At 72.3% G+C, this 23,959-nt stretch carries 26 protein-coding genes and 1 tRNA gene; 8 read left to right on the top strand and 19 right to left on the bottom strand.

From position 1 onward, the window contains the following. Positions 1-7: 7 nt before the first annotated feature. Positions 8-1,042 carry a DUF2332 family protein gene (locus tag ACZBH1_RS12045; protein WP_463646487.1) on the bottom strand — a complete coding sequence of 345 codons (1,035 nt, stop codon included), beginning with the start codon at positions 1,040-1,042 and terminating at the stop codon, positions 8-10. A gap of 126 nt (positions 1,043-1,168) precedes the next feature. On the opposite strand from ACZBH1_RS12045, the gene msrB reads away from it, so the two are divergent. Together msrB and ACZBH1_RS12035 are read left to right on the top strand one after the other, a co-directional pair. After that, positions 1,169-1,585, top strand: coding sequence for a peptide-methionine (R)-S-oxide reductase MsrB (gene msrB, locus ACZBH1_RS12040; protein WP_336396677.1), 417 nt, complete (start codon positions 1,169-1,171; stop codon positions 1,583-1,585). After that, on the top strand, positions 1,585-2,121 hold the full coding sequence (locus ACZBH1_RS12035) for a nitroreductase family protein (protein ID WP_336396678.1): 537 nt from the start codon (positions 1,585-1,587) through the stop codon (positions 2,119-2,121). Before msrB ends, ACZBH1_RS12035 begins: the two co-directional genes overlap by 1 nt. A gap of 52 nt (positions 2,122-2,173) precedes the next feature. On the opposite strand, the gene pucL is transcribed toward ACZBH1_RS12035, so the two are convergent. From pucL to ACZBH1_RS11990, 9 genes are all read right to left on the bottom strand, one after another. Beyond that, positions 2,174-3,073: a factor-independent urate hydroxylase gene (gene pucL / locus ACZBH1_RS12030; RefSeq protein WP_336396679.1), complete on the bottom strand. Its 900-nt coding sequence runs from the start codon at positions 3,071-3,073 to the stop codon at positions 2,174-2,176. A 1-nt stretch (position 3,074) separates the two neighbouring features. Then, positions 3,075-3,401: a hydroxyisourate hydrolase gene (gene uraH / locus ACZBH1_RS12025; RefSeq protein ID WP_463646486.1), complete on the bottom strand. Its 327-nt coding sequence runs from the start codon at positions 3,399-3,401 to the stop codon at positions 3,075-3,077. Then, complete coding sequence (uraD, locus tag ACZBH1_RS12020; RefSeq protein ID WP_336396681.1) at positions 3,398-3,895, bottom strand: 2-oxo-4-hydroxy-4-carboxy-5-ureidoimidazoline decarboxylase; 498 nt, start codon at positions 3,893-3,895, stop codon at positions 3,398-3,400. Before uraD ends, uraH begins: the two co-directional genes overlap by 4 nt. A gap of 109 nt (positions 3,896-4,004) precedes the next feature. Next, a complete protein-coding gene (gene bcp, locus ACZBH1_RS12015) occupies positions 4,005-4,478 on the bottom strand; it encodes a thioredoxin-dependent thiol peroxidase (protein ID WP_336396682.1) in 474 nt (157 codons plus the stop codon). A 36-nt stretch (positions 4,479-4,514) separates the two neighbouring features. After that, positions 4,515-5,429, bottom strand: a complete 915-nt coding sequence (locus ACZBH1_RS12010; protein ID WP_463646485.1) for an HpcH/HpaI aldolase/citrate lyase family protein — start codon at positions 5,427-5,429, stop codon at positions 4,515-4,517. A gap of 55 nt (positions 5,430-5,484) precedes the next feature. After that, the gene (allB, locus tag ACZBH1_RS12005) at positions 5,485-6,837 is read right to left on the bottom strand and encodes an allantoinase AllB (RefSeq protein WP_463646484.1); all 1,353 of its coding nucleotides are present in this window, start codon (positions 6,835-6,837) and stop codon (positions 5,485-5,487) included. Positions 6,838-6,840: 3 nt separating this feature from the next. After that, a complete protein-coding gene (locus ACZBH1_RS12000; protein WP_463646483.1) occupies positions 6,841-7,653 on the bottom strand; it encodes a bifunctional allantoicase/(S)-ureidoglycine aminohydrolase in 813 nt (270 codons plus the stop codon). Then, on the bottom strand, positions 7,650-8,924 hold the full coding sequence (locus ACZBH1_RS11995; RefSeq protein ID WP_463646482.1) for a DUF6986 family protein: 1,275 nt from the start codon (positions 8,922-8,924) through the stop codon (positions 7,650-7,652). The genes ACZBH1_RS12000 and ACZBH1_RS11995 overlap by 4 nt, the downstream gene beginning before the upstream one ends. A 99-nt stretch (positions 8,925-9,023) precedes the next feature. Beyond that, positions 9,024-9,980, bottom strand: a complete 957-nt coding sequence (locus ACZBH1_RS11990) for a DMT family transporter (RefSeq protein WP_336396687.1) — start codon at positions 9,978-9,980, stop codon at positions 9,024-9,026. A gap of 38 nt (positions 9,981-10,018) precedes the next feature. On the opposite strand from ACZBH1_RS11990, the gene ACZBH1_RS11985 reads away from it, so the two are divergent. Next, a complete protein-coding gene (locus ACZBH1_RS11985) occupies positions 10,019-10,678 on the top strand; it encodes a hypothetical protein (protein ID WP_336396688.1) in 660 nt (219 codons plus the stop codon). Positions 10,679-10,717: 39 nt separating this feature from the next. On the opposite strand, the gene ACZBH1_RS11980 is transcribed toward ACZBH1_RS11985, so the two are convergent. Together ACZBH1_RS11980 and ACZBH1_RS11975 are read right to left on the bottom strand one after the other, a co-directional pair. Beyond that, positions 10,718-10,790 (bottom strand) — tRNA-Thr (locus ACZBH1_RS11980). Positions 10,791-10,827: 37 nt separating this feature from the next. Beyond that, positions 10,828-11,790, bottom strand: a complete 963-nt coding sequence (locus ACZBH1_RS11975) for a DsbA family protein (protein WP_452325104.1) — start codon at positions 11,788-11,790, stop codon at positions 10,828-10,830. Positions 11,791-12,014: 224 nt separating this feature from the next. On the opposite strand from ACZBH1_RS11975, the gene ACZBH1_RS11970 reads away from it, so the two are divergent. Together ACZBH1_RS11970 and ACZBH1_RS11965 are read left to right on the top strand one after the other, a co-directional pair. Next, positions 12,015-13,121, top strand: coding sequence for an ABC transporter ATP-binding protein (locus ACZBH1_RS11970; RefSeq protein ID WP_378881977.1), 1,107 nt, complete (start codon positions 12,015-12,017; stop codon positions 13,119-13,121). A 69-nt stretch (positions 13,122-13,190) separates the two neighbouring features. Next, positions 13,191-14,498 carry a DUF4032 domain-containing protein gene (locus tag ACZBH1_RS11965; protein WP_452325105.1) on the top strand — a complete coding sequence of 436 codons (1,308 nt, stop codon included), beginning with the start codon at positions 13,191-13,193 and terminating at the stop codon, positions 14,496-14,498. Between the two features lie 59 nt (positions 14,499-14,557). On the opposite strand, the gene ACZBH1_RS11960 is transcribed toward ACZBH1_RS11965, so the two are convergent. The 3 genes from ACZBH1_RS11960 to cysS all read right to left on the bottom strand — a co-directional run bounded on the left by ACZBH1_RS11960 (position 14,558) and on the right by cysS (position 17,721). Then, the gene (locus ACZBH1_RS11960; RefSeq protein WP_463646481.1) at positions 14,558-15,199 is read right to left on the bottom strand and encodes an NAD(P)-dependent oxidoreductase; all 642 of its coding nucleotides are present in this window, start codon (positions 15,197-15,199) and stop codon (positions 14,558-14,560) included. Positions 15,200-15,302: 103 nt separating this feature from the next. Then, positions 15,303-16,307 carry a 23S rRNA (guanosine(2251)-2'-O)-methyltransferase RlmB gene (rlmB, locus tag ACZBH1_RS11955; protein ID WP_378881981.1) on the bottom strand — a complete coding sequence of 335 codons (1,005 nt, stop codon included), beginning with the start codon at positions 16,305-16,307 and terminating at the stop codon, positions 15,303-15,305. Further along, complete coding sequence (gene cysS, locus ACZBH1_RS11950; RefSeq protein ID WP_463646480.1) at positions 16,300-17,721, bottom strand: cysteine--tRNA ligase; 1,422 nt, start codon at positions 17,719-17,721, stop codon at positions 16,300-16,302. Before cysS ends, rlmB begins: the two co-directional genes overlap by 8 nt. Positions 17,722-17,799: 78 nt before the next feature. On the opposite strand from cysS, the gene ACZBH1_RS11945 reads away from it, so the two are divergent. After that, positions 17,800-18,732 (top strand): DMT family transporter, encoded by a 933-nt coding sequence (locus ACZBH1_RS11945; RefSeq protein ID WP_452325108.1) that lies wholly within the window; start codon positions 17,800-17,802, stop codon positions 18,730-18,732. 54 nt (positions 18,733-18,786) lie between these two features. Continuing rightward, a complete protein-coding gene (locus tag ACZBH1_RS11940; RefSeq protein WP_452325109.1) occupies positions 18,787-19,254 on the top strand; it encodes a GNAT family N-acetyltransferase in 468 nt (155 codons plus the stop codon). 5 nt (positions 19,255-19,259) lie between these two features. On the opposite strand, the gene ispD is transcribed toward ACZBH1_RS11940, so the two are convergent. Both ispD and ACZBH1_RS11930 read right to left on the bottom strand, forming a co-directional pair. Beyond that, positions 19,260-20,462 carry a 2-C-methyl-D-erythritol 4-phosphate cytidylyltransferase gene (gene ispD, locus ACZBH1_RS11935; RefSeq protein WP_463646479.1) on the bottom strand — a complete coding sequence of 401 codons (1,203 nt, stop codon included), beginning with the start codon at positions 20,460-20,462 and terminating at the stop codon, positions 19,260-19,262. A gap of 87 nt (positions 20,463-20,549) precedes the next feature. Next, positions 20,550-21,032, bottom strand: coding sequence for a CarD family transcriptional regulator (locus ACZBH1_RS11930; protein ID WP_106816803.1), 483 nt, complete (start codon positions 21,030-21,032; stop codon positions 20,550-20,552). Positions 21,033-21,197: 165 nt separating this feature from the next. Here ACZBH1_RS11930 and ACZBH1_RS11925 point away from each other — a divergent pair, with 165 nt between their 5' ends. Beyond that, complete coding sequence (locus ACZBH1_RS11925) at positions 21,198-21,737, top strand: DNA modification methylase (RefSeq protein ID WP_463646478.1); 540 nt, start codon at positions 21,198-21,200, stop codon at positions 21,735-21,737. Between the two features lie 69 nt (positions 21,738-21,806). On the opposite strand, the gene ACZBH1_RS11920 is transcribed toward ACZBH1_RS11925, so the two are convergent. After that, positions 21,807-22,490 (bottom strand): response regulator, encoded by a 684-nt coding sequence (locus tag ACZBH1_RS11920; RefSeq protein ID WP_378881998.1) that lies wholly within the window; start codon positions 22,488-22,490, stop codon positions 21,807-21,809. Further along, a complete protein-coding gene (locus ACZBH1_RS11915; protein WP_463646477.1) occupies positions 22,487-23,896 on the bottom strand; it encodes a sensor histidine kinase in 1,410 nt (469 codons plus the stop codon). Before ACZBH1_RS11915 ends, ACZBH1_RS11920 begins: the two co-directional genes overlap by 4 nt. Positions 23,897-23,959: the final 63 nt, after the last annotated feature.

The raw sequence follows: 23,959 nt of genomic DNA, 5'->3' as shown, positions 1-23,959 counted from the left end.
GTCCACGCTAGCCCGCGGCATCCGTCTCTCCGTGGCGCGACGCGCGCCAGCGCACGAACGCGCCGAGCGGATCGACGGCGGCGAGCGCGCGGCCGTCGACGCCGAGGACGAACCCGCCCCAGGTCGCAGGGTCGACGGCGGGCTGCCACGCCCAGGATGCTGCGGAGTGCAGGCCGGGCGGGTCGATCGTGACCCAGACGGCGTCCAGCCCCCGCACGGTCTCGACGAGGCGCTCGCGCTCCGGGCGGGCGATGTGGGGCAGCACGCCCGGCGTGGTCACCACGAGCGTCGCCTCCGGCGGCGCGAGGGCGGCGGCGGCGCGCAGCGTGTCGGGGTCGGCGGCGTCCCCGGCGCGCAGCAGCGGAGGGTCGGCGGCGACGATGTCGAGCGCGGCGAGGATCCTGCCGCCGCGTCCGCGCTCCCCCGGCCAGACGAGACTCGTGAGGAAGCGGCGGTCCGCAGGGTCGCCGGCGTCGAGCGGTTCGAGATCGATTCCCGCGCGCCACACCACGTCCGGCATCCGCAACGGCACGTCGCCGGTCACCTCGCAGTCCAGCACCACGGTCGACGGTCCGTCGACCGGATCGAGCGCCACGACCGCCCCTTCGGTGCGGTATCGGTAGGAGTAGCGGTCCGGGTACAGGCAGAGCCCCGCGCTCGCGCCGACCTCGAGAAGGGCGATCGGGCCCTCGACGGCCGCGAGCGCGGGAAGGAGCGCCGCGCACCGCTGCGGCTCGTTGGTCTGCAGTCGGCGACGGGATGCCTCCGCCACGACGGTGTCCGCGTGCACATGCAGCCACTCCGCCCAGGCGGGGAACCCCGCTTCCGGGGCGCCGAGCATGCGGCTGACGGCGAAGACGAGGGGCGGCTGTCGCCGCGTCGCAGGGATCCGGGCAAGGACGGCCGCCGTCGCGGGGTCCGCGGCGACGCCCGCCGCCCACTGGGCGTACAGCGCGGAGCGGCCGGGCGCCTCGTCTCGGGCGAACCGCGCGTATCGCTCCGCGACGTCGGCCGCATCCTGGTCCCGGTTCTGGTCCGCCACCCCGCCATCCTGGCGGATCGGCGGATGCCTCGCAGTTCTGGGGGTTCCCCCAGCGGGCACCGACCGCGCCTCGTCATGCTGCGGAAGAATGGACTGCGTGCCGCATCCGCGGCAGAGGAGGGACCCATGACCTACGCCGTCGACAAGAGCGACGCCGAGTGGCGCGCCGAACTGACCCCCGAGCAGTACGCCGTGCTGCGAGAAGCCGGGACGGAGCGACCCTGGACGGGTGAACTGCTCGATGAGAGCCGTGCCGGCCTTTACACGTGCGCGGCGTGCGGCGCCGAGCTCTTCCAGAGCGGCACGAAGTTCGACTCGCACTGCGGCTGGCCGAGCTTCTACGAGTCGATCCGGCCCGAGGCGGTCGACCTCATCGAGGACCGCAGCCACGGCATGGTGCGCACCGAGGTGCGCTGCGCGAACTGCGGCTCGCATCTCGGACACGTCTTCCCCGACGGCTTCGGCACGCCGACGGGCGACCGCTACTGCATGAACTCGATCTCGCTGAACTTCACGCCGGGCGACGGTCCGGTCCAGGCCTGATGCCCGGCGCCCTCGATGCCGCTCTCGCGCGGCGCTCGTGGTCGAAGGTCACCGACGAGGCGCCGACGCACGAGCAGCTGCTGGAGCTCGTGGCCGCGGCGGGCCGCGTCGCCGACCACTCTTCGCTGCAGCCGTGGCGGATCATCGAGCTGCGCGGCGACGACAGAGAGCGGCTCGGCCGTGCGATCAACAAGGCGCAGGGCGACAAGGGCGTCTCGTCCAAGCCGCTGCGCGCCCCACTGCTCGTGGCGGTCGTCGCGAGCTATCGCAAGAGCCACAAGGTGCCGCGATGGGAGCAGGAGGCGGTGGCCTCCGGCGTCGCCCACATGCTGAGCCTGCTGCTCGACGAGGCCGGCTGGGGCGTGATCTGGCGAACCGGGCACTACACCCGCGCGAAGGCGGTGGCCAAGGCGCACGGCCTGAAGAAGAACGAGGAGCTGCTGGGCTGGCTCTACGTGGGAGGCAAGCCCCGCACGTCGCGTCCCGAGCGGCGCAAGACGGTGGACGCGCGCAGGCTCGTCACCCGCATGCCCTGACACGGATGCCACGCCCCGCCGCGCCGCTCACCAGGCCGGCGGAGGCATCCGCTCAGCAGAAGCCGGCCATGCCGCGCCACGCGGGATGATCGCCGTCGGCGCCCTCGCGCAGCACCGCCGCCTCGATGAGCCCGTACGGACGGTCGGCGGGAAAGAAGACCTCGCCGGGGTTGTCGAGCCCGAAGGGACTGAGGTCCACGGCGAAGTGGTGCAGGTTCGGCATCGACAGCCGCACCTCGTCGATCTCGGAGTGCGCGGCCAGGGTGTGCCGTGCCATCTCGAACAGCGTCTGCTGGAGTGCCAGCGAATGCGTCTGGGCGAAGGTCTCCAGCAGGACCCGGCGCACGTCGGCGTACGTCTGGTCGAAGTCGACGTCGAGTCGGTTGTACCGCCATCGCGCTCTCACGCGGGTCGCCAGCACGCGATCGGTCACGTCGGCCAGCGTCGTGAAGCGGTCCCGCGGGAAGCCGCGGAACTCCGACCCCGTCGTCTTCAGGAGGGCGAGGTCCTGCAGTCCCGCGACGACCGTCTCGTCGCGCCCGTCGATCGTGACCACCGCCACGCGGGTCTCCGTCCCGCCGCGGACGAATGAGTGCTCGTGCCCCTCGCCGCCCACCGGGATCCGGCTCCACGCGGCCTGCTCCGCCTCCCATCGCCCGCCGCTCACCCACGGGAAGCTTCCCGTGAAGTGACGGCCCAGCCGCAGCAGGAAGGCCTCCGGCGATCCGACGTCGTCGCGGGCGAGCGCGTAGACGGTGTTCTTCTGGGTGTCGGTCGCTACGATCCGCGCGTTGTCGCCGCGGACGTGAGCGGCTTCGAAGTCCCCGCGCAGCTGCGAGGTCACGGTGAGATCGGTGATCTCGTGGCGCGGGGTCGCCCGGTCGATGCGGACGAGCCGCACCTCCGCCTTGCCGTACTGGTTGGCACCGAGGACGAACGCGCTGTCCTCCATCTCAGTTCCCGCGATACGTGGAGTACGAGAACGGGCTGATCAGCAGGGGCACGTGGTAGTGCTCGTCGGCGTCGGCGACGCTGAAGTCGACCGACACCGCCGGGTAGAACGTCTCCCGCCCGGAGGCTGCGAAGTAGTCGCCGATGGCGAAGGACAGCCGGTACGCGCCCGGCTCGAGCCGCTCGGGCCCCAGCTCGGCGACGCGCCCGCGCTCGTCGGTCACGCCGGCGGCGATCCCGACGCCGTCGCCCGTGGCGAGGGAGACGCGGACCCCGGAGGCGGGTCTGCCGGTCGAGGCATCCAGGACGTGGGTGGTGATGTGGCTCATGCGGTGAGGATCCCTTCCATCCGGAGGGCGGCGATCTGCCGGAGCTGCTCGGCGATCACCGGGATCTCCTCGGCTTCGGAATGCGTCAGTCGTTCCTGCAGCGCCTCGAGGATCTCCTCGGCGCTCCGACCGGCTGCACGGATGAGGAACACGCGTGAGAACGTCGCCTCATACGCCCGGTTCCCGGCGGCGAGCGCCGCGGCGACATCGGCGGACGCCGTCCCGACGCCGGCCTGCTCGGCACGCGACAGCGCGGCCTCGGCATCCGCGCCGCCCGCCTGCTCGCCGATCCGCGGATGACGTGCCAGCGCGCGGTCGATCTCGGCCGTCGTCCAGGGCCGCGCCGCCGTACGGGCGGACTCGACCGCCGCCGCGAGGTCACGGTACGGGCGGCCGGCGACGACGGCGTGCACCCACCGATCGATGTCGAGGCACGGTCGCAGCAGCTCGGCCGCCGACCGCGCGTCGAGCCGGTTGAACTCCTCGAGCTCCATCGCCCGCCCTTCGCCGTCTCACGAGCCATCGTGTCGCGGCGGCGGGCCTGCGTCCAGCATCGCGGGAAAGGGATCCGGCGCGACGAGGAGCGGATCGCGGCGCGGCGCCTCAGGCCGCGAGCTGCGCGCGGAGCCGGTCGACGTGCCCGTTCGGGTCGACGCCGTACTCAGCGGACTCGATCGTTCCGTCGGGTGCGAGCACGAAGGTCGAGCGGATGAGCCCGATGCGCTCCTGGCCCTTCACCACCTTCGGTCCCCACGCACCCCACGCCTCGGCGACGGCGTGGTCCTCGTCGGACAGCAGCGGGAACTCGAGCCGCTCGGCCTCGGCCCACTCCGCCAGCCGCTCGACCGAGTCCGGCGAGATGCCGACGACTGCGACCCCTGCTGCCTGCAGCGAGGCGAGGTTGTCGCGGAAGTCGCAGGCCTCGGTGGTGCAGCCCGGGGTGAACGCGGCCGGGTAGAAGTACACGATGAGGCGGCGCCCGGCGAAGTCCTCCGGCCGGACCGCGGCACCGGTGGAGTCGGGCAGCGCGAAGCCCGGATTCGGTGCGCCCTCGCTCAGCCGATTGCCTTCAGTCATGTCGTACGTCCCTTTCGCTCTCTGCTCGGTGGCGGCTCACGACGTCGGGTGGACGCCGAACGCGAGAGCCAGCTTCTCGATCTTCTGCGCACGGCCGAGACGCGGCAAGTCGCTGCCGTCGCGGATGACGCGCCCGCGGCCCTCGAAGTCGGCGAGGAAGTCCAACGCCCACTCCACCTCGCTCGGCGTCGGGCAGATCACCTCGTTGATGACGGGCGCCTGCTCGGCGGCCAGGCACAGCTTCCCCGTCATGCCCATCGACACCGTGATCGCGGAGTGCTCGCGCAGCGTCGGCATGCTGGTGCCCACCGTCGGCCCGTCGATGGGACCGGGGAGGTCGCCGACGCGGCTGGCGACGACCAGACGGGCGCGCGGGTACGCCATCGCCTCGGCATCCGCGCTCATGCCCGTGTCGCGGCGGAAGTCGCCGCTGCCGAACGCGAGCCGGAAGGCGCCGCGTGCGCGGGCGATGTGGGCGGCGTCCTCCATGCCGATCGCCGACTCGATGAGGGCGACCACCGGCGCGTTGCCGCCGAGCCGGTCGAAGGAGCTCGTCACCTGGTCGGGCGACTCGGTCTTGGCCAGCATGACGCCCAGGAGCGACGGGATGCCGGCGAGCGCTGCGAGGTCGTCCGACCAGAAGGGGCTCGCGGCGTCGTTGACCCGCACCCACGCCCGTCCCCCCGCCCGCAGCCAGTCGACCACGTCCGCCCGGGCCTGCGGCTTCTTGCTGGGGTCGACGGCGTCCTCGATGTCGAGCACCACCGCGTCGGCCCGCGACGCCGCCATGTCGTCGAATATGTCGGGACGGGTGCCGGGCACCAGCAGCCAGGACCGGGCGATGGCGGGGTCGACGGCACGGTGGCGTCCTGGACGCGTCGCGACCGGCCTGCAGAGGTCGGTGTCGGCGTCGAGGAGGTCGGGGCCACCGCCGTAGGGATCTGCGGACATGTCACTCTTCTTCCGGGCTTGTCGGTCTGCGGTCAGGCGACCGCGGACTCGGCGCTCACGCGGCGCCGCGGCGCAGCAGGCGTCCGCCGGGCTCGGCGAAGTCCACGCGCCGCCCCCGCACGAACGTCTCCCGCACGACGCCCGACAGCGTGCGGCCGTCGTACGGGGTGAGGGGGTTCCTGTGGTGCAGGCGGTGGACGTCGACGACGAACTCGCTGTCCGGTGCGAACACGACGAGGTCGGCGTCGAAGCCGAGCGCGATGCCGCCCTTTCGGGCAAGACCCGCCAGGGCCGCCGGTCGCGCCGACATCCATTCCACCACCTTCTCGAGTCGGATGCCGTGCCGCCGCGCCTCCGACCACACCAGCGGCAGTCCCAGCTGCAGCGATGCGATGCCTCCCCAGGCCGCCGCGAAGTCGCCGTCGTCGATGTGCTTGAGGTCGACGGTCGAGGGCGAGTGGTCGCTCACGACCGCGTCGATCGTGCCGTCGGCGAGTCCGCGCCACAGCCCCTCGCGGTTGGGCGCCTCGCGGATCGGCGGGCAGCATTTGAACGCGGTCCCGCCCTCGGGGATCTCCTCCGCGACGAGCGTCAAGTAGTGCGGGCACGTCTCGACGCTGAGGCGGACGCCCTCGCGCTTCGCGCGCGCGAGCATCGGGAGGGCGTCCGACGACGACAGGTGCAGGATGTGGGTGCGCGCGCCGGTGCGGCGGGCCAGCCGCACCACGTCGGCGATCGCGCGGTCCTCGGCGGCGCGAGGACGTGACGCGAGGAAGGCGCCGTAGCCGGTGCCCGCGGCGGCGGGTGCCTGCGCGAGGGCGTCGGCGTCCTCGGCGTGGACGATGAGCAGCGAGCCCAGGCGGGCGGTCTCGGCCATGGCGCGCTCCATCTCGCGGGCGTCCAGCGGGGGGAACTCCGCCACGCCCGACGGTGCCAGGAAGCACTTGAAGCCGAACACGCCCGCGTCGTGCAGCGACGCGAGATCGCCGGTGTTGCCCGGCACCGCTCCGCCCCAGAATCCGACGTCGATGAAGACCTGACCGGCCGCCGCGCTGCGCTTGCGCTCCAGCGCGGGGACCGAGACGGTCGGCGGAACGCTGTTCAGCGGCATGTCGATGATGGTGGTGACTCCTCCGGCGGCCGCCGCCTTCGTGGCCGTCTCGAACCCCTCCCACGCCGTGCGCCCGGGCTCGTTGACGTGGACGTGCGTGTCGACGAGTCCGGGAAGGAGCACCTCGTCCTCGCGCAGCGTGACGAGCCTGCGGCCGGGGAGCGAACGCCCGAGCGGCTCGATGGCGGCGATCGCCCCGTCGTCGACGCCCAGCTCGCAGGCTCGGACGGCGCCGCCGACGAGGACGCGCCCGCCCCGCACGACGAGGTCGTACGTGTGCTCGTCGAGATCCGTCACGGCTCAGGTCAGCCGGATCTGCCGGTTGACGTCCTTGTACAGCAGGTACCGGAACGGCTCCGGCCCGCCGGCGTAACAGGCCTGCGGGCAGAACGCCCGCAGCAGCATGTAGTCCCCCGCCTCGCACTCCACCCAGTCCTCGTTGAGCCGGTAGACCGCCTTGCCCTGCAGCACGAACAGACCGTGCTCCATGACGTGCGTCTCGGCGAACGGGATGGAGCCGCCCGGCTGGAAGGTCACGATGTTGACGTGCATGTCGTGCGCGAGATCTTCCGGGTCCACGAAGCGCGTGGTCGCCCACGCGCCGCCGGTCCCGGGCATCGGCTGCGGCTCGACGTCCTGGTCGCGGGTGACGAACGACCCGGGCGCGGGGACACCGGGGATCGGCTCGTAGGCCTTGCGGATCCAGTGCAGGCCGACGGGCTCGTCGCCCTCGTTGGCCAGCGACCAGTCCGCCCCGGCGGCCACGTACGCGTAGCCGCCCGGCTCCAGTGCGTGCCTCGTGCCCTCGACCGTGAGGCTGAGGACGCCGGCGGTGACGAACAGCACGCCCTCCACCCCGCTCTCCGCCTCCGGCGCGTCGGACCCCCCTCCGGGTGCGATCTCGAGGATGAGCTGCGCGAACGTCGTCGCCGATCCGGCGACCGGCCGGGCGAGGACCCATGCCCGCGTGCGCTCGAATCCGGGCAGGCTGCTCGTGACGATGTCGCGCAGCACGCCCCGGGGGATGAACGTGTACGCCTGCGTGACGACGGCGCGGTCGGTCAGCAGGTCCGTCTGGGGCGGCAGACCGCCCCGGGGCGTGTAGTAGCTCATGCGGACTCCCTGCGGGCGGTCTCCGGGTGTGCCAGGACGGCGAGCGTCGCGATCTCGATGCCGGCGGCATCCGTCGCCTCTTCGGCCGTGATCGCCCCGCATGCGACGCCCCGGGCGACGAACGCGGCGAGCGCACGGGCGGTGGCGGGCTCGTCACGGACGGGACCGTCGAGCCGCCGCGCCCAGTCCCGCAGCCGCGCTGCGGCCGGTGCGAGCCCCTCGCGAAAGAACAGCCCGTTCGCGGCGAACCGGGGCACGAGCTGGGCGGGGTGCAGATCCCACCCCTGGAAGAAGCCGCGCTCCAGCGACCGCCGGACCAGACGCGCGCTCAGCCGCCACGCCGAGCGCACCGACTCCGGATCCCCGACGGGGAGGATGTTCGTCGAGCCGTCCGACAGCCGCACCCCGGTCTCCGCGGCAGCGACCTGCATGACGCTCTTCGCGTGATCGGCGGCGGGATGCTCCATCGACTGGTGCGCGGGGGCGATCCCCAGCGATGCGCTGTAGTCGTAGGTCCCGTAGTGCAGCCCGCTCAGGCGACCGCCGGCCGCGGCGATCGCACGCGGCAGCGGCGAGATGCCGTCAGGGCCGAGCACGAGCTGCGGCGTCTCGACCTGGACCTCGAAGCGCAGACGCCCGGGCGCGAGCCCGCAGCGCTCCTCCAGCCGGCCGCATACCGCTGCCATCGCCGCGACCTGCGCCGAGGTCGTCACCTTCGGCAGCGTCAGGATCAGCCCGTCCGGCAGGTCTCCGCCTTCTCGGAGTCCGGCGAGGAAGAGCTCGAGAGATCGGATGCCGCGACCGCGCGTGCGGGCCTCGAGGCCCTTGATGCGCACGCCGACGAGCTTCGGCGCCGTCCCTTCCGCCACCGCCGCGACCACCCGTTCCGCGGCGCGGCGCACATCGGCGTCCTCGACCTCGTCACCGCGATCGCCGTAGCCGTCCTCGAGATCCAGCCGGAGGTCGTCGATCGGCTCGGCGGCCAGCCTGCGCCCGACGAACGCGCCGACGGCACCGGCATGAGCGTCGGGGATCCCGAGCTCCCGCATCGCCGACGCCATCCCGCCCTGCCGCTCGATCGCCTCGAGCGCCGCCTCGCCCCACTCGCGCGGCAGCGCGGGCGTGTAGCGGTCGGCGGGCACGTACACGGTGTGCAGGGGCTGGCGGGAGCCGTCGTCCCCCGGGTAGCGCTCGGCGAGCAGCTCATCGGTGGGCGCGAGCATCCGGTCGAGCTCGGCGAGATCGTCCGCCCGCAGCAGCGGGCGCGTCATCGCGCGACCGCCCGCGGGTCGCGAACGAGGGGTGACACCTTCGGCACGATGACCAGCTTGCCACCAGGAGGTCCCCGGCGGGGCGGCTCGGGTGCCGGGTCAGCGCCCGGAGCGGGGCATCCGTCTCCAGGGCACGACGGCCACCACGACCGAGAGGATCGCGAGCGACGACATGAGCAGCGACGACAGCAGTCCCGGTGCGGCGCTCGTCGGCCATGCCGCATCGATCGCCACGGACGTCACGACCTGTCCGACGACCGTTCCGAGCCCGAGCAGCAGCACACCGGTGTAGGGCACGAGGGCGGCCGCGAGGAAGATGTAGGCGACGCCCATCACGCCGCCGAGGTAGAGCCACGGATCCGGCGGGAAGGACGTCGGCGGACCGGCGATCGCGGTGTGGATCAGCTCGGCCACGGCCAGCACCGCGGTGCCGCCGATGAAGTTGACGAGGGTCGCGGTGAGCGGTGATCCCACCCGCTGGCGCAGGCGGCCGTTGACGGCGGACTGCCACGCGATGCCGGCGCCCACGAGGAACGGCAGCACCATGAGGGCGACGGGAGCCTCGACTCCCCCAGCCAGCGACACCGCGACCGCGAGCAGCGACAGGGCGCCGCCCGCGAGGCGCGCCGGCGTCACCGCGACGGTGCCGGCGGGGCCGATCCCCGACCGGTCGAGGAGCAGACCGCTCACCGCCTGGCCGGCGACGACCCCCACCGTGAACAGCGCCACGCCGATGATCCCGACGGCCAGCGACTGCGTGGCGACCGAGAGCGCACCCGCGACGCCGCCGCAGAGCATCCACACCGGGATCCGGCGCTCGCGCAGTCCGGTGGCCAGGGCGGCGAAGCCCCGGCGGCCCCGCGGAAGCCCGACGGAGAGCACGACCAGCACGAGCAGGCCCGACCCGAACGAGATGACGGCGGCGGCGAACCCGTCGCCGATGCGCAACCCGAGCTCACCGTTGATGCGCGCCTGGGCGGCGGTCAGGACGCCGATCAGGACAGCTCCGCCGATGCCGATCCATGCGGGCAGTCGGCGAGAGGTCACCTGATCCATCTTGCCGTGCCGCGCGCGGCCCCCGGTTACGCTGAGACGTGGCCACCCGCTCCCGCACCCGCGCGCTCCTCGCCTGGCTGCCCGCCGCGGTGCTCGCCCTGATCATCATCGGCGCGGTCGTGGCGGCGCTGGCCATCCAGGGGTCGTGGTGGACGCAGGAGCGCCCCGCCGCCTCCGACGACCAGAAGGCCGCCGACGGATCGAGCATGCTCACCGACGCGGGCTTCGACTACGTCAACGTCGAGGGCACGCTGCGCATCCGCGTGGGCTCGGGCGGTCTCTCGGCGACCGAGCTCGGACTCCCGGCGGACGGCGAGAAGTCCGCCGAGTTCCGCAGGCCGGTCAGGGCGATCATCGCCGCCGGCGACGAGGTGTACGTGCTCGACGACGTCTCGGGGCTGACGGTGAACGCCGAGGACGATCGACTGGTCGCCGTCACCCTCTCGCCCGACGTCGTGCGCGGCTGGGCGGGGGCGCTGGATCATCTGCGCGCGCTCGCGCCCGAGCTGGGGTGGGACCCCGCGGAGCTGGAGCCGCTCGACGAGCGGCTGGGCGAGTTCAACCGCAGTGCGGACGGCGACACCTTCACCGCCACCATCGGACCGTCGACCGGTCCCGCGCGCGTGACCGGGACGCTGGTGTACGACCGGGCCACCGGCGCGGCGCCCGTGACGATCACCTTCGAGCCCGCTCCCTGAGAGGCGGCGCGAGCCGCAGTCTCGTGCGGGTGATTCCGGTGCCGGCTACAGGACTTGAACCTGCAACCCCCTAATTACAAGTTAGGTGCGCTACCAATTGCGCCAAGCCGGCAGAGCGCCCAGTCTACCGGCGCGCCGCTCCGACCCGATCAGGGGGTCGGCGTGGGCGTCGGGGTGGGCGTCGGCGTCGCCTTGAAGTACGCGTCGCTGGCGACCGTCAGGACGAACTGCGCGAACTCCTTGGGGTCGTCGAGCGCGCCGACGTACTGCGTGCCGTTGACCATCACCATCGGCGTCGTCGTCAGGGCGATGCCGTCCGTGCCGGGAAGCTCCTTGAGCGCGCGCTCCGTCTCGGTCTTGGCCCACGACGTGTAGGCCTGCTCCTCGATGCAGCTGCGGACGTCCTTCGGCCCGTCCACACCCGTCGCGATCGCGAGGGCGGCGAGCTCGCTGTCGCTGTAGCCGTCGGAGTCCAGGTCGGGCTGCTCCCGCAGCAGGGCGTCGTTGAACGCGAAGAAGTAGTCCGGGGAGTTCTGGGCCACGCACGCGGCGGCGCCGGCGGCGCGCAGCGAGTACTTCGTGCCGTTCGACTTCGCGGTCAGCATGGCCACCGGATGGTACGTGAGCGTCGCGGCGCCCTCGCCGACCCACTCCGACAGCTGCGTCATGTTGGCCAGCTGGAAGTCGCGCGAGCCGGTGGACAGGTAGTCCACGTACACGTGGATGTCGACGGCGGGCGTCTCGGTCGGGGATGCGGTGGGCGTGGGGGTCGGCGCAGGCGTGGTGGGGGTGGGCGTGGGAGTGGCGTCGCCCTGCACCTGGCCGTCGGCCCCGGAGGCGTCCGACGCGATGCCGAGGCCTGTGACGCCCGTCACCATGAACCCGCCGTCCACGTCGTTGCCCGGGCTCATGGTCGGCTTGGACGCGCTCGAGGACACCGTCCACGTCACCACGACCGCGATGACCGCCACGAACGCCACCGCGACGGCAGCGAGCGAGGCGCTGCGGATGAGTCGCGCACGGGACTGGCGCGCCTTCACCTGCTGAGCCTTCTCGCGCACGGCGTCGCGGCGCTCGCGCGGCGCTGCGTTCGGTGACTCGTCGCTGGACATGGAACCTCTCGGGACGTGAAGAAGGCCGGGATTCCGGCGGGGCCGGACGGGAAAAGGGCCGTTCACGATGCTAGCCAGCCACCCTGGGAAATGCCCAGACGCAACCTCCGCGCGCGCCGTGTCATACTGTTCGTGCGCCCGATGGCGGGCGTGCGGGTCAAGCCCCCGCTCATTCCTCACTACGGATCGTCCGGCACGTACCTGCCGGTGAAGGAGAAGAGAACATGGCGTCCGTCACGTTTGACAACGCAACTCGTCTGTACCCCGGGGGCACCCGCCCCGCCGTCGACAAGCTCAACCTCGAGGTCGGTGACGGGGAGTTCCTCGTTCTCGTCGGCCCGTCGGGCTGTGGCAAGTCCACCTCGCTGCGCATGCTGGCGGGCCTCGAAGAGGTCAACTCCGGCCGCATCCTCATCGGCGACCGCGACGTTACCGACGTCCCGCCGAAGGACCGCGACATCGCGATGGTCTTCCAGAACTACGCGCTGTACCCCCACATGACGGTGGCCGAGAACATGGGCTTCGCGCTCAAGATCGCCGGTGTCGGCAAGGAGGAGCGCGCCGCGCGCGTCCTCGAGGCCGCCAAGCTGCTCGACCTCGAGCAGTACCTCACCCGCAAGCCGAAGGCCCTCTCGGGTGGTCAGCGTCAGCGTGTCGCCATGGGCCGCGCGATCGTCCGCCAGCCGCAGGTGTTCCTCATGGACGAGCCGCTGTCGAACCTCGACGCCAAGCTCCGCGTCCAGACCCGTACTCAGATCGCGTCGCTGCAGCGCCGCCTCGGCGTCACCACCGTCTACGTCACGCACGACCAGACCGAGGCCCTCACCATGGGCGACCGCATCGCGGTCCTCAAGGACGGCCTCCTCCAGCAGGTGGGCACCCCGCGCGACCTCTACGAGAAGCCGAACAACGTGTTCGTCGCCGGCTTCATCGGCTCGCCCGCGATGAACCTCTTCCCGGCAGCGCTCGCCGAGGGCGGCGTGCAGTTCGGCAGCGAGGTCGTCCCGCTCGACCGCGACACCGTCGGCCGCGCCCACGGCAGCGAGGTCACCATCGGCGTCCGCCCCGAGGACATCGTGGTCGGCCCGGCCGACGGCAAGGGCCTGTCGGTGGTCGTCGACCTCGTCGAGGAGCTCGGCGCCGACGGCTACCTGTACGGCCACACCGACATCAACGGCAAGCGCACCGACATCGTGGCGCGCGTCGACGGACGCAGCCACCCGCACGCGGGCGAGACCGTCACGCTCGCGGCGACCGCGGGGCACGTGCACGCCTTCGACATCGAGTCGGGCGAGCGCCTCAACGACGCCCCGGTGGTCTCGGGCGCCTGACGTCATCCATCGCGACGGCGCGGGTGGGAGCCATCCCCCCGCGCCGTCGCGCTGTCTCCAGGAGTTGATGTGTCCGAGGCCCTGAGCATCACCGCCAGCAGCGTCGATCCGGGGCTGCTGACCCTCCCCTGGTCGACGCCGCTGGGCGACTGGCCGTCGAACCACATCGTCTTCCTCCCCAAGGGCATCTCGCGGCACCTGGTGCGCTTCGCCAATCTCTCGGGACGCGTCGTCGCCATCAAGGAGACGACCCAGGCCATGGCGCAGCGCGAGTACGACATGCTCGGCAACCTGGCCCGTCTGGACGTCCCCTGCGTCGAGCGCGTCGCGGTGATCGCGGGACGGACGGATGCCGCGGGCGAGCCGCTGCCGGCCGCCCTGGTGACGGCGCACCTGAAGTTCTCCCTGCCCTACCGCGCGCTGTTCACGCAGGTCCTGCGGCCCGACACGGCCACCCGGCTGGTGGACGCGCTCGCGCTGCTGCTCGTCCGCCTGCACAACGTCGGCTTCTTCTGGGGCGACGTGTCGCTGTCGAACACGCTGTTCCGCCGTGACGCGGGGGCGTTCGCCGCGTACCTCGTCGACGCGGAGACCGGCGAGCTCCATGAGAGCGGGCTCACCCGCGGTCAGCGCGCGCACGACCTCGACGTCGCCCGCACGAACATCGCCGGCGAGATCATGGACCTGGAGGCCGGCGGCCGGCTGGAGGGCGGTGTCGACGCGATCGAGATCGCCGACGGGATCGTGTCGTCGTATCACGCGCTGTGGGCCGCGCTCACCGACGAGGAGACGTTCCGCGCCGACGAGGCGTGGCGGCTCACGGAGCGCGTCCAGCGTCTCAACGACCTCGGCTTCGACATCGGCGAGATGTCCATCCACGCCACCGCCGACGGCACCAAGGTGTCCATCCAGCCGAAGGTGGTCGACTCCGGCCACCACCAGCGGCGGCTCCTGCGCCTGACCGGCCTGGACGTCGAGGAGAACCAGGCCAGGCGGCTGCTGAACGATCTGGACGAGTTCCGCGCCCGCATCTCGCGTCTGGGCTCCGACGAGGAGATGGTCGCGCACGAGTGGCTGACACGCGTGTTCGAGCCGGTGGTGAAGGCGATCCCGTGGGACCTGCGCTCCAAGCTCGAACCCGCCGAGGTGTTCCATCAGCTGCTGGAGCACCGCTGGTACCTCTCGCAGGCGAAGGGCAAGTCGGTGCCGCTCGCCGAGACGCTGACGAGCTACATCGACAACGTGCTGCGGCACCGTCGCGACGAGGCGACGCTCATGGGTCCCTCCACCGAGACGGTCTCGCTCCCGGTCATCACGTCGCCGAATCCGGTCCTGGACGACGACGAGGCCGCGATCGACTGGCGCGACCTGGTCTGACCTGCCCGAGGAGAAGGGCTGCCGTCCGCGGACGGCGACCCCTCCTCGTCAGCGGGAAGTCAGTACCCGACGGTGAATCGCCGGCGCGGGTGCTTCGGGTGCTCGATCTCGTCGAGGACGGCGACCGCGAAGTCCTCCCCGGAGATGAAGGACTCACCCTCGGCATCCGTCACGATCACGTCGCCCCCGGTGCGGTACGAGCCGGTGCGCTCGCCCGGGTTGTACGCGCCGAAGCCACCCGCCGGGTGGATGTAGAACCAGTCCAGCGACTCGGGGCCCGCCTGCAGGTCCTCGAGCACGCCGATCGCCTCCAGCGCCTCGGCCTTGTAGTCCTCGGCGAACGACGGCAGGTCCACGACGCGCTGGCCGTCCTCGGTGACGAGGCTCCCGCCGGCGCCGCCGATGACGCCCAGGCGGACGCCCTCGGGCAGGAGCGACGCGAGCGCGCCCAGGTTGGGCCGCACGAGCCCCTGCATGTCGCCGCGAGCTGCGACGGCCGACACCACCACGTCGACGCCCTCGAGTTGGGCCAGGAGGTCGGGCACGTCGGTCAGCGAGCCCTCGGTGTACAGCGCGCCCTCGTGACGTTCCGCGGGGATGCGGCGCGCGATGGAGAGCACCGTGTGGCCGCGACTCACCGCCTCAGCGACGATGTGGCGGCCGGCGTAGCCGGAGCCTCCGATGACGGCGATGCGTGCCATGGTGTGCCTTTCGACGAGTCGTTGCGCCGGCGTCGGCCGGCCCTTCGTGTGACAAGCCCGCGCGGCGCCGGTGCATTCCCCGGAATGGGAATGCGTCGCCGCGTCAGGTGGTCGGGGCGCTGCGGAGCGTGGAGACCTGGTACAGGGCGACGGATGCCGCGATCCCCGCGTTGAGCGACTCGGCGGCCGCCGAGATCGGGATCGAGACGATCTGGTCGCAGGTCTCGGTCACCAGGCGCGAGAGCCCCTTGCCCTCCGAGCCGACGACGACCACGACGGGGCGGTCGGCGAGCTGCAGCGCGGGCAGCGAGACGTCGCCGTCGCCGTCGAGGCCGAGGACGAACACGCCCTGCTTCTTGAACTCCTTGAGCATCGTGGTGAGGTTGGCGGCGACGGCCACCGGGATCCGGGCCGCGGCGCCCGCGCTCGTCTTCCACGCCGCCGAGTTCACCCCGGCGGACCGGCGCTGCGGCACGATGACGCCCTGTCCGCCGAACGCCGCCGTCGAGCGGATGATCGCACCCAGGTTGCGCGGGTCGGTGACGCCGTCGAGCGCCACCAGCAGCGGCACCTCGCCGCGGTCGAGGATCTGCTCGAGGAGGTCCTGCGGATGCGCGTATTGGTACGGGGGCACCTTCAGCGCGACGCCCTGGTGCACGCCGTCGAAGCCCGCCATCCGATCGAGCTCCGGCCGCGTCACCTCGAGCACCGGGATCTCGCGATGCGTCGCGAGGGCCAGCATCTCCTTGACGCGGTCGTCCATCTCGACGCGCTGCGCGATGTAGAGCGCCGTCGCGGGGATCTTCGCGCGCAGCGCCTCCAGCACCGAGTTGCGGCCGGTGACCGTCTCGGTGTCGTCGCCCGCCTTCGTCTTGGCGCGGTTCGGGCCCGCGCCCTGCGGTGGCCGCTGCCCGGGCTTGCCCTTGCCGCCGGCGGCCGCGTAGCGCTCGGCGGCCGCCTTGCGCTTGCCCGCGACGTGCCAGCCGCGGTCCTCGGCCTTCGGGGTGGGGCCCTTGCCTTCGAGGGACTTGCGGCCGTGGCCGCCGGTGCCCTTCATGGCGCCCTTCTTCTTGCTGTTGCCCGCTCCGGGGCGTGCCGGCTTAGCCATCGATCAAACTCCAGTGGGTTCCGTCTGCGGTGTCTTCCAGGGCGATCCCGGCCGCCGCGATCGCGTCGCGGATGCGGTCGGCCGCCGCCCAGTCCTTCGCGGCGCGCGCGTCGGCGCGCTGCGCGATCATCGCCCCCACCAGCGCGTCGAGGGCGGATGCCTCGGCCGAGGCGTCCGCCGCGTGCCAGTGCGGGTCGAGGGGGTCGATTCCGAGCACGCCGGTCATCACGGCGACGTCGGCGAAGGCTCTGAGCGCGGCGTCCCGGTCGCCGGCATCCAGTGCCGAGTTGCCGTCCCGCACCGTCTCGTGCAGGACGGCGAGCGCCTCCGGGACGCCGAGGTCGTCGTCGAGGGCGGCAGCGAAGGCGAGGGGCACCTCGGCCGTGAGCCGCAGGTCGTCCGTGTCGTCGCGAAGCGTGCGCAGCGCCCTCTCGAGGAACGTGCGGATGCGCCCGATCGCCGCCTCGGCCTCGTCGAACGTCGACGTGGTGATGTCGAGGCTGGAGCGGTAGTGGGCGGCGGCGAGGGCGTAGCGGATGACGAGCGGGTCGCGCTCGCGGAGCACGTCCTCGGCGAGGATGAAGTTGAACAGCGACTTCGACATCTTCTGCGCGCCGACGGTGACCAGGCCGTTGTGCACCCAATAGCGGGCGAACCCGTCGCCCGCGGCGGTGGACTGCGCGAGCTCGTTCTCGTGGTGCGGGAAGCGCAGGTCGAGACCTCCGCCGTGGATGTCGAACTCGGCGCCGAGGTACCGCCGCGACATGGCGGAGCATTCGATGTGCCAGCCCGGCCGTCCCGGCCCCCACGGCGAGTCCCACATCGCGGAGGACGGCTCGTCGGCTTTGGCGCCCTTCCACAGCGCGAAGTCGCGGGGGTCGCGCTTGCCGCGCGCGTCCGCGTCGGCGGCGGGCTCCATGGCGTCGATGCTCTGGCGGGTCAGCGAGCCGTAGTCCGCCCACGAGCGCACGTCGAAGTACACGTCGCCGGCGGCGGTGCCGCCGGCGGCGTACGCGTGACCGGACTCGATGAGCCGGGCGATGAGCTCCTGCATCTGCGGGATGGACGCCGTCGCGCGCGGCTCGTACGTCGGAGGAAGGATGCCGATGGCCGTGTAGGCGCGGGTGAACTCGAGCTCCATGCGATAGGCCAGTGCCCACCACGGCTCCCCGTCGGTCGCGTTGAGCAGCACCTTGTCGTCGATGTCGGTGACGTTGCGGACGAAGGTGACCCGGCCGTAGCGGTGCGTCAGCCACCGGCGGAGGATGTCGAAGCTCAGTGCGCCGCGGAGGTGGCCGATGTGGGGTCCGGACTGCACCGTGGGACCGCAGACGTAGACCGTGACGTTCTCGGGGTCGAGTGGCACGAAGTCGCGCAGGGCCTGCGCCTTGGTGTCGTACAGCTGAACCGTCACCGCACCAGCCTACCGGCGGGTCGTGCGGGGTCACTGGGCGAAGGCCCCGCGCAACCGCCGGGGGCGGGATATAAACGGATGGTGCATGTGCTCGCCGTCCTCGCCGCCGCCGTGCTGTTCGGCACCACGGGCACCTCTCAGGCCCTCGGCCCCGAGGGCACCACGCCGCTGTCGATCGGCGTCATGCGCATGGTGATCGGCGGCACCGGTCTCGCCGTCATCGCGTTCTCCCTCGCCGCCCGCCACGCACGCCGGCGGCCCTCGGCGGCGACGCGCCCCCGTCTCACGCTGCAGCCGCTGTCGCTGATGGTGCTCACCGGGGCGTGCCTCGCGCTGTACCAGCCGCTGTTCTTCCTCGGCACCGCCCGCAACGGCGTGGCCGTCGGCACGGTCGTCGCGCTCGGGTCGGCGCCGATCCTGGCCGGTCTCCTGGAGTGGGCGCTCACCCGGCGGACACCGACCCCGACCTGGATGGCGGCGACGGCGCTCGCGACGCTCGGGGTGGTGCTGCTGGGGTTCGGCGGCGAGGCGGGCGACGGCTCGGGGACGGACCCCCTCGGTCTTCTCGGCTCCGTGGGGGCGGGCGCGTCCTTCGCGGTCATCGCGAACGCCCAGCGGCGGCTGCTCGACGCCGGGTGGGATCCCTTCACCGTGGTGGGTGCGATGGGTGCGAGCTCGGCGGCGATCTGCGCCTTCGCGCTGCCGTTCGTCGACCTCGCGTGGCTCGGCACGGGCTCGGGCGTCGCGATGGCGCTGTGGCTGGGCCTGGGCACCATCTCGATCGCGTACGTGCTGTTCACATGGGGGCTCAGCGGGCTCACCGCGGCGACGGCGGCGACCCTGACCCTCGGCGAGCCGCTGACGGCCAGCGTCCTCGGGATCGTCGTGCTGGGCGAACGGCTGTCGGCGCTGGCCGTCGTCGGGCTCGTCGTGCTCGCCGCCGGTCTGGCGTTGCTCGCCTGGGGATCACGCGCACCGCGGGACCCCGCACCCTACGCCGTGGAGGCGTGACGGCGCGCGGGCCGAAACACGGCGGCAATCCGGCGATGGCACACTGGGCGGGACATGCAGCGCACCATCGAGATCCGCACCGACGACCTGAGCGGCGACGCGACCAGACGCCTCATCGCCCGCCACCTCGCCGGCATGCACGACACCTCTCCTCCCGACAGCGTGCACGCGCTCGACATCGACGCGCTGCGGCATCCGTCCCTCTCGGTCTGGTCGGCGTGGATCGACGGCGAGCTGGCGGGCGTGGGCGCGCTGAAGGCGCTGGACGCCGACCGAGGCGAGATCAAGTCGATGCGCGTCGACGACCGCTTCCTCGGGTTCGGGGTGGGCCGGGCGCTGCTGCGGCACATCATGGACGACGCGCGCCGGCGCGGGATGGGCACGCTGTGGCTCGAGACCGGGACGACGCCCGAGTTCCTGCCCGCGCAGCGGCTCTACGAGAGCGAGGGATTCACGCACTGCGGACCGTTCGGGGACTACGCGCTCGACCCGTTCTCGGTCTTCATGACCCGCGTGCTCTGATCCGCTCAGGCGGGCACGACGAGCGCCACCGCGAACGCCGACACGCCTTCGCCCGCTCCGGCGAAGCCCAGACCGTCGGTGGTCGTGGCCGAGACCGACACCGGCGCTCCCCCGAGCGCGGCCGACAGCGCGCTCTCGGCCTCGAGGCGACGTGCGGCGAACCGCGGACGATTGGCCTGCACCTGTACCGACACGTTGCCCACCCGCCACCCCGCCTCGCCGAGGATCGCGGCGGTCCTGGTGAGGAAGGCGTCGGCATGCGCACCGGCGTACTCGGGGTGATCCGTTCCGAAGTGGGTGCCGATGTCGCCGAGTCCGGCCGCAGCCAGCAGCGCGTCGACGATCGCGTGCGCGACGGCGTCGCCGTCGGAATGGCCCGAGAGAGGCACCTCGCCCGGCCACTCCAGGCCAGCGAGCCAGAGCGTCCCGTCGCCGCCGAACGCGTGCACGTCGGTGCCGACGCCCACCCGCGGCGCGACCGCAGCAGGCGCGAGATACGATGCGTCGGGCGATTGCGGCGCCGCGACGAGGTGGCGGGCGCGTTCCAGGTCCGCGGGCGTGGTGATCTTGAAGGCGAGCGGATGCCCCGGCACGGCCACGACGGGATGACCGGCCGCCGCGACGAGGGCGGCGTCGTCGGTGAACTCCACGGCGGCGCCGGCATATGCCGCGTCCAGCACCTCCCGCCGGAAGCCCTGCGGCGTCTGGGCCGCCGCGAGTTCTGCACGGTCCACGGCTGCCACGATCTCGTCGCCGGACACGCGCTTGATGGTGTCGATGACCGGGAGCACCGGGATCGCACCGTCGGCTCCGGCGACGACGGCGCCGACGACGCGGGCGAACACCTCGGCGGGGGTCAGCGCGCGGGCCGCGTCGTGGACGAGCACGACCTCGACGTCCTCCCGCAGTGCCCGCAGGCCGGCAGCGACGGACCCCTGGCGGGTGCCGGCGCCCGTGACGACGGAGACGAGGTCGCGTTGACCGGCCGCGGCGACCAGGGCCTCGTCGAGCGCATCCTCCTCGCGGCCCTCCGGCGCCACGATGACGACCTGTGCGGGCGCCGCGGCGAGCACGCCGAGCAGGGCGTGCCGGAGGATGCTCCGGCCGTCGATCCGGGCGAACGCCTTCGGCGTCGATGCACCCAGGCGGGTTCCGGAGCCGGCGGCCACGACGATGACGCCGACGTGCGGCACGGGGGTGATGCTCACCCGTTCACGCTATCGCGACCGGGGATCGCATTCTCCCGGGGCAGACAGCGGAACGGCGCCCCGTGGGGCGCCGTTCCGGTGTCTGTCTCAGCTTGCGAGGACCTCGTCGAGGAGGACGCTGGCCTGCTCCTCGTCGGTCTTCTCGGCGAGAGCGAGCTCGGAGATGAGGATCTGCTTCGCCTTGGCGAGCATGCGCTTCTCACCCGCGGACAGGCCGCGGTCCTGATCGCGGCGCCACAGGTCGCGGACGACCTCGCTGACCTTGATCACATCGCCGGAGGCGAGCTTCTCGAGGTTCGCCTTGTAGCGGCGGGACCAGTTCGTGGGCTCTTCCGTGAACGGCGCGCGCAGCACCTCGAAGACCTTGTCGAGGCCCTCCTTGCCGATGACATCGCGGACGCCGACCAGGTCGACGTTCTCTGCGGGTACTTCGATGATGAGATCACCCTGCGTGACGTTGAGCTTCAGGTACTTCTTCGTCTCGCCCTTGATGATCCGGTCTTTGACCTCGATGATCGTTGCCGCCCCGTGGTGGGGGTAGACGACCGTCTCGCCAACCTCAAAAAGCATGGAGTTATGTCCTTTCGGCAACCTCCAGGATACCACAGGAGAAATACGCTAAGGTTCTCCGCCCCACCCCTCCCCGGCCGCGCCTCGCACGTGCGGCGTGGACCGTTCCGGCGGTGCCGAACCCCCTAGAATGCTGGAGAACCGTCATCCGTCTTGGGAGGATCCGTGATCTCGATACACCGCCGCAACGGTTTTGCGAACGGCCGATTCGCGGCGGCACCGGGTTCGAGGGGTCGACGGCTCGTCGCGTCGCTCGCCATGGGCGGCGCCCTCGCCCTGACCGCGACCGGCTGCGCGATGATCTCGCCGCAGGCGACCACGATCTCGTACTCGGCTGCGGAGGGCACCAACGTCGTCGGCGCCGGCCCCGTGCAGGTGCGCAACGCCCAGATCGTCGCGAACGAGGACGGCTCCGAGGGCAACTTCGTGGCGGCGCTGGTGAACGACACCGACGAGACCCAGACCCTCAACATCGACTTCGGGGGCGAGGATTCCGACATCTCGCTGACGGTCCGGGTTCCCGCTGACACCGTGCTCAGCCTGGGCGCCGAGGACGGCGAGGAGCCGATCCTCATCGAGGACCTCGACACCATGCCGGGCGCGTACATCGACGCGTACTTCCAGTCCGGCGACGCCGAGGGCGAGCTCGTCTCGGTCCCCGTGCTCGACGGCACCCTGGACTATCTCACGGCGCTCGCGCCGTGACCTGACCGACTCCGCGAACGCGAAGAGGGCGCCCCGGTGGGGCGCCCTCTTCGCGTATGCCGTGGGTGCTCAGCCTTCGAAGCGGTAGCCGAGGCCCCGCACCGTGACCAGCATCTCGGGGGCACCGGGGTTCTTCTCGATGCGCGAGCGGATGCGCTTGATGTGCACGTCGAGCGTCTTGGTGTCGCCGAAGTAGTCGCTCCCCCACACGCGGTCGATGAGCTGACCGCGGGTGAGCACCCGGCCGGCGTTGCGCATCAGAACCTCCAGCAGCTCGAATTCCTTCAACGGCATGTTGATCTCGCCGCCGTCGACGGCCACGGTGTGCCGATCGATGTCGAGCACCACCCGGCCGCCCTCCAGGACGCGGTCCTCGAGGTCCGCGTCGAGCTGCGAGAAGCGTCGCAGCACCGCCCGCATGCGGGCGAGGAGCTCGCGCGCCGAGTAGGGCTTGGTGACGTAGTCGTCGGCGCCCAGTTCGAGTCCCACCACGATGTCGACCTCCGAGTCCTTCGCGGTGAGCATGATGATCGGCACCGACGATGTCGTGCGGATCTGCCGGCACACCTCGGTTCCGGGCATCCCGGGCAGCATCAGGTCGAGCAGCACGATGTCGGCGCCGCGCTCGCGGAACGCCGTCAGCGCGGCCGGGCCGTCCTCGGCGATCTCGACGTCGTACCCTTCGCGACGGAGGAGGTAGGCGAGCGGGTCGGCGAGGTCGGGCTCGTCCTCGACGATCAGGACGCGGGTCATGCGGGATCTCCATTTCCGGCGGAAGCATGTTCGGCACGAGAGGCGGACGGGGCTTTGCGGGGACGCCTGGGCTTCGCAGGGACGTCGCGCGCCGCTGCGGGCGCAGCCACGGGCGCCGCAGGCGCCGGGGCGGGAGCGGGCGCAGCGGGGGCGGCGGAACCGGCGGGCGCGGGAGCGGCGGAGCCGGCGGGGGCCTTCTGCACAGCGCTCGCGTCGGCCGAGGACGCCCGCCGCTTCTTGCGTCCCCGCTTCGGCGCGGGGTCGACCTCAGGGGCGTCCGCCTGCGGCAGGCGGATGGTGAAGGTGGAGCCACGGCCGGGCCGCGACCACAGCCGCACCTCGCCGCCGTGACGCTGGACGGCGTGCTTCACGATCGAGAGGCCGAGGCCGCTCCCGCCCGTGCGGCGGGCCCGTGCCGGGTCGGCGCGATAGAAGCGCTCGAACACGCGGTCCTGCTCACCTTCGGCGATGCCGATGCCGCGGTCGGTCACCGCGATCTCGACGACGCGGTCGGCGGCCTTGATGCCGATGCCCACGCTCGATCCCCGCGGCGAATACGCGATCGCGTTCGCGATCAGGTTGCCGACGGCCTCGCTCAGCACCTGCGCGTCCCCGAGCACGTACAGGCCGCGCGCGCCGCCGCGCACCACCTCGACGCCGGCGGAGTCCGCCTGGATCGCGTGGGCGTCCAGGGCGCCGGCGACGACCTCGTCGATCGAGACGATCCGGGCCGGCAGCTCATCGGCCGCCTGCAGCCGCGAGAGGTTCATGATGCGCGAGGTCAGCAGGGCGAGCCGTGCGGCCTCGGCCTGCAGGCGCGTCGCGAAGATGCGCACCTGGGGCGGGTCGTCGGCGGCGGACTCGATGGCCTCGGCGAGCAGGCTCACCGCGCCCACGGGCGTCTTCAGCTCATGGCTCGTGTTGGCGACGAAGTCGCGGCGCATCTCCTCGACGCGCTCGCGCTCGGTGATGTCGCGCAGCACGAGGAGGGTGAGCCGCGGCGAGATGCGCGACGCGCGCACCGAGACCAGCCGGGGTTCGGCCGGCGGCGCCCCGCGACGCAGCCGCATCGTCTGGGTCGCCGTCGTCTCGGTCGCGATCGCGTCGCTGGTGCGCACGCGACGGGCGAGGGCCCGCAGCTCGTCGGTCGGAAGCGAGCCGCCCTCCGCGAGCTCGAACGCGGCGGCCGCCGACGAGGCGGCCAGGACGGTGAACGAGGCGTCCACGACGATCGCGGCGTCGTCCATGCCGTGGAGCACGCCGCGAACTCCGTCAGGGACCTCCACCGAGCTCTCGATGAGAGCGCGATCGCGCGCCCGCATCGCCGCGACGACGAGGGCGGAGACCGAGCCTCCGACGACGATGCCCGCGAGGAGGGCGAGCAGCGCGAGCTGCGTCGTGTCCATGCCACCAGCGTACGGGCACGCCCACGGCGCCGTCGGACGGCGGCGGTGACGACGGCGCACGCG

This window comes from Microbacterium sp. ZXT2-5 (assembly GCF_055329545.1).
The sequence above is the reverse complement of the archived record's forward strand: the minus strand, read 5'-3'. Positions and strand labels throughout refer to the sequence as shown.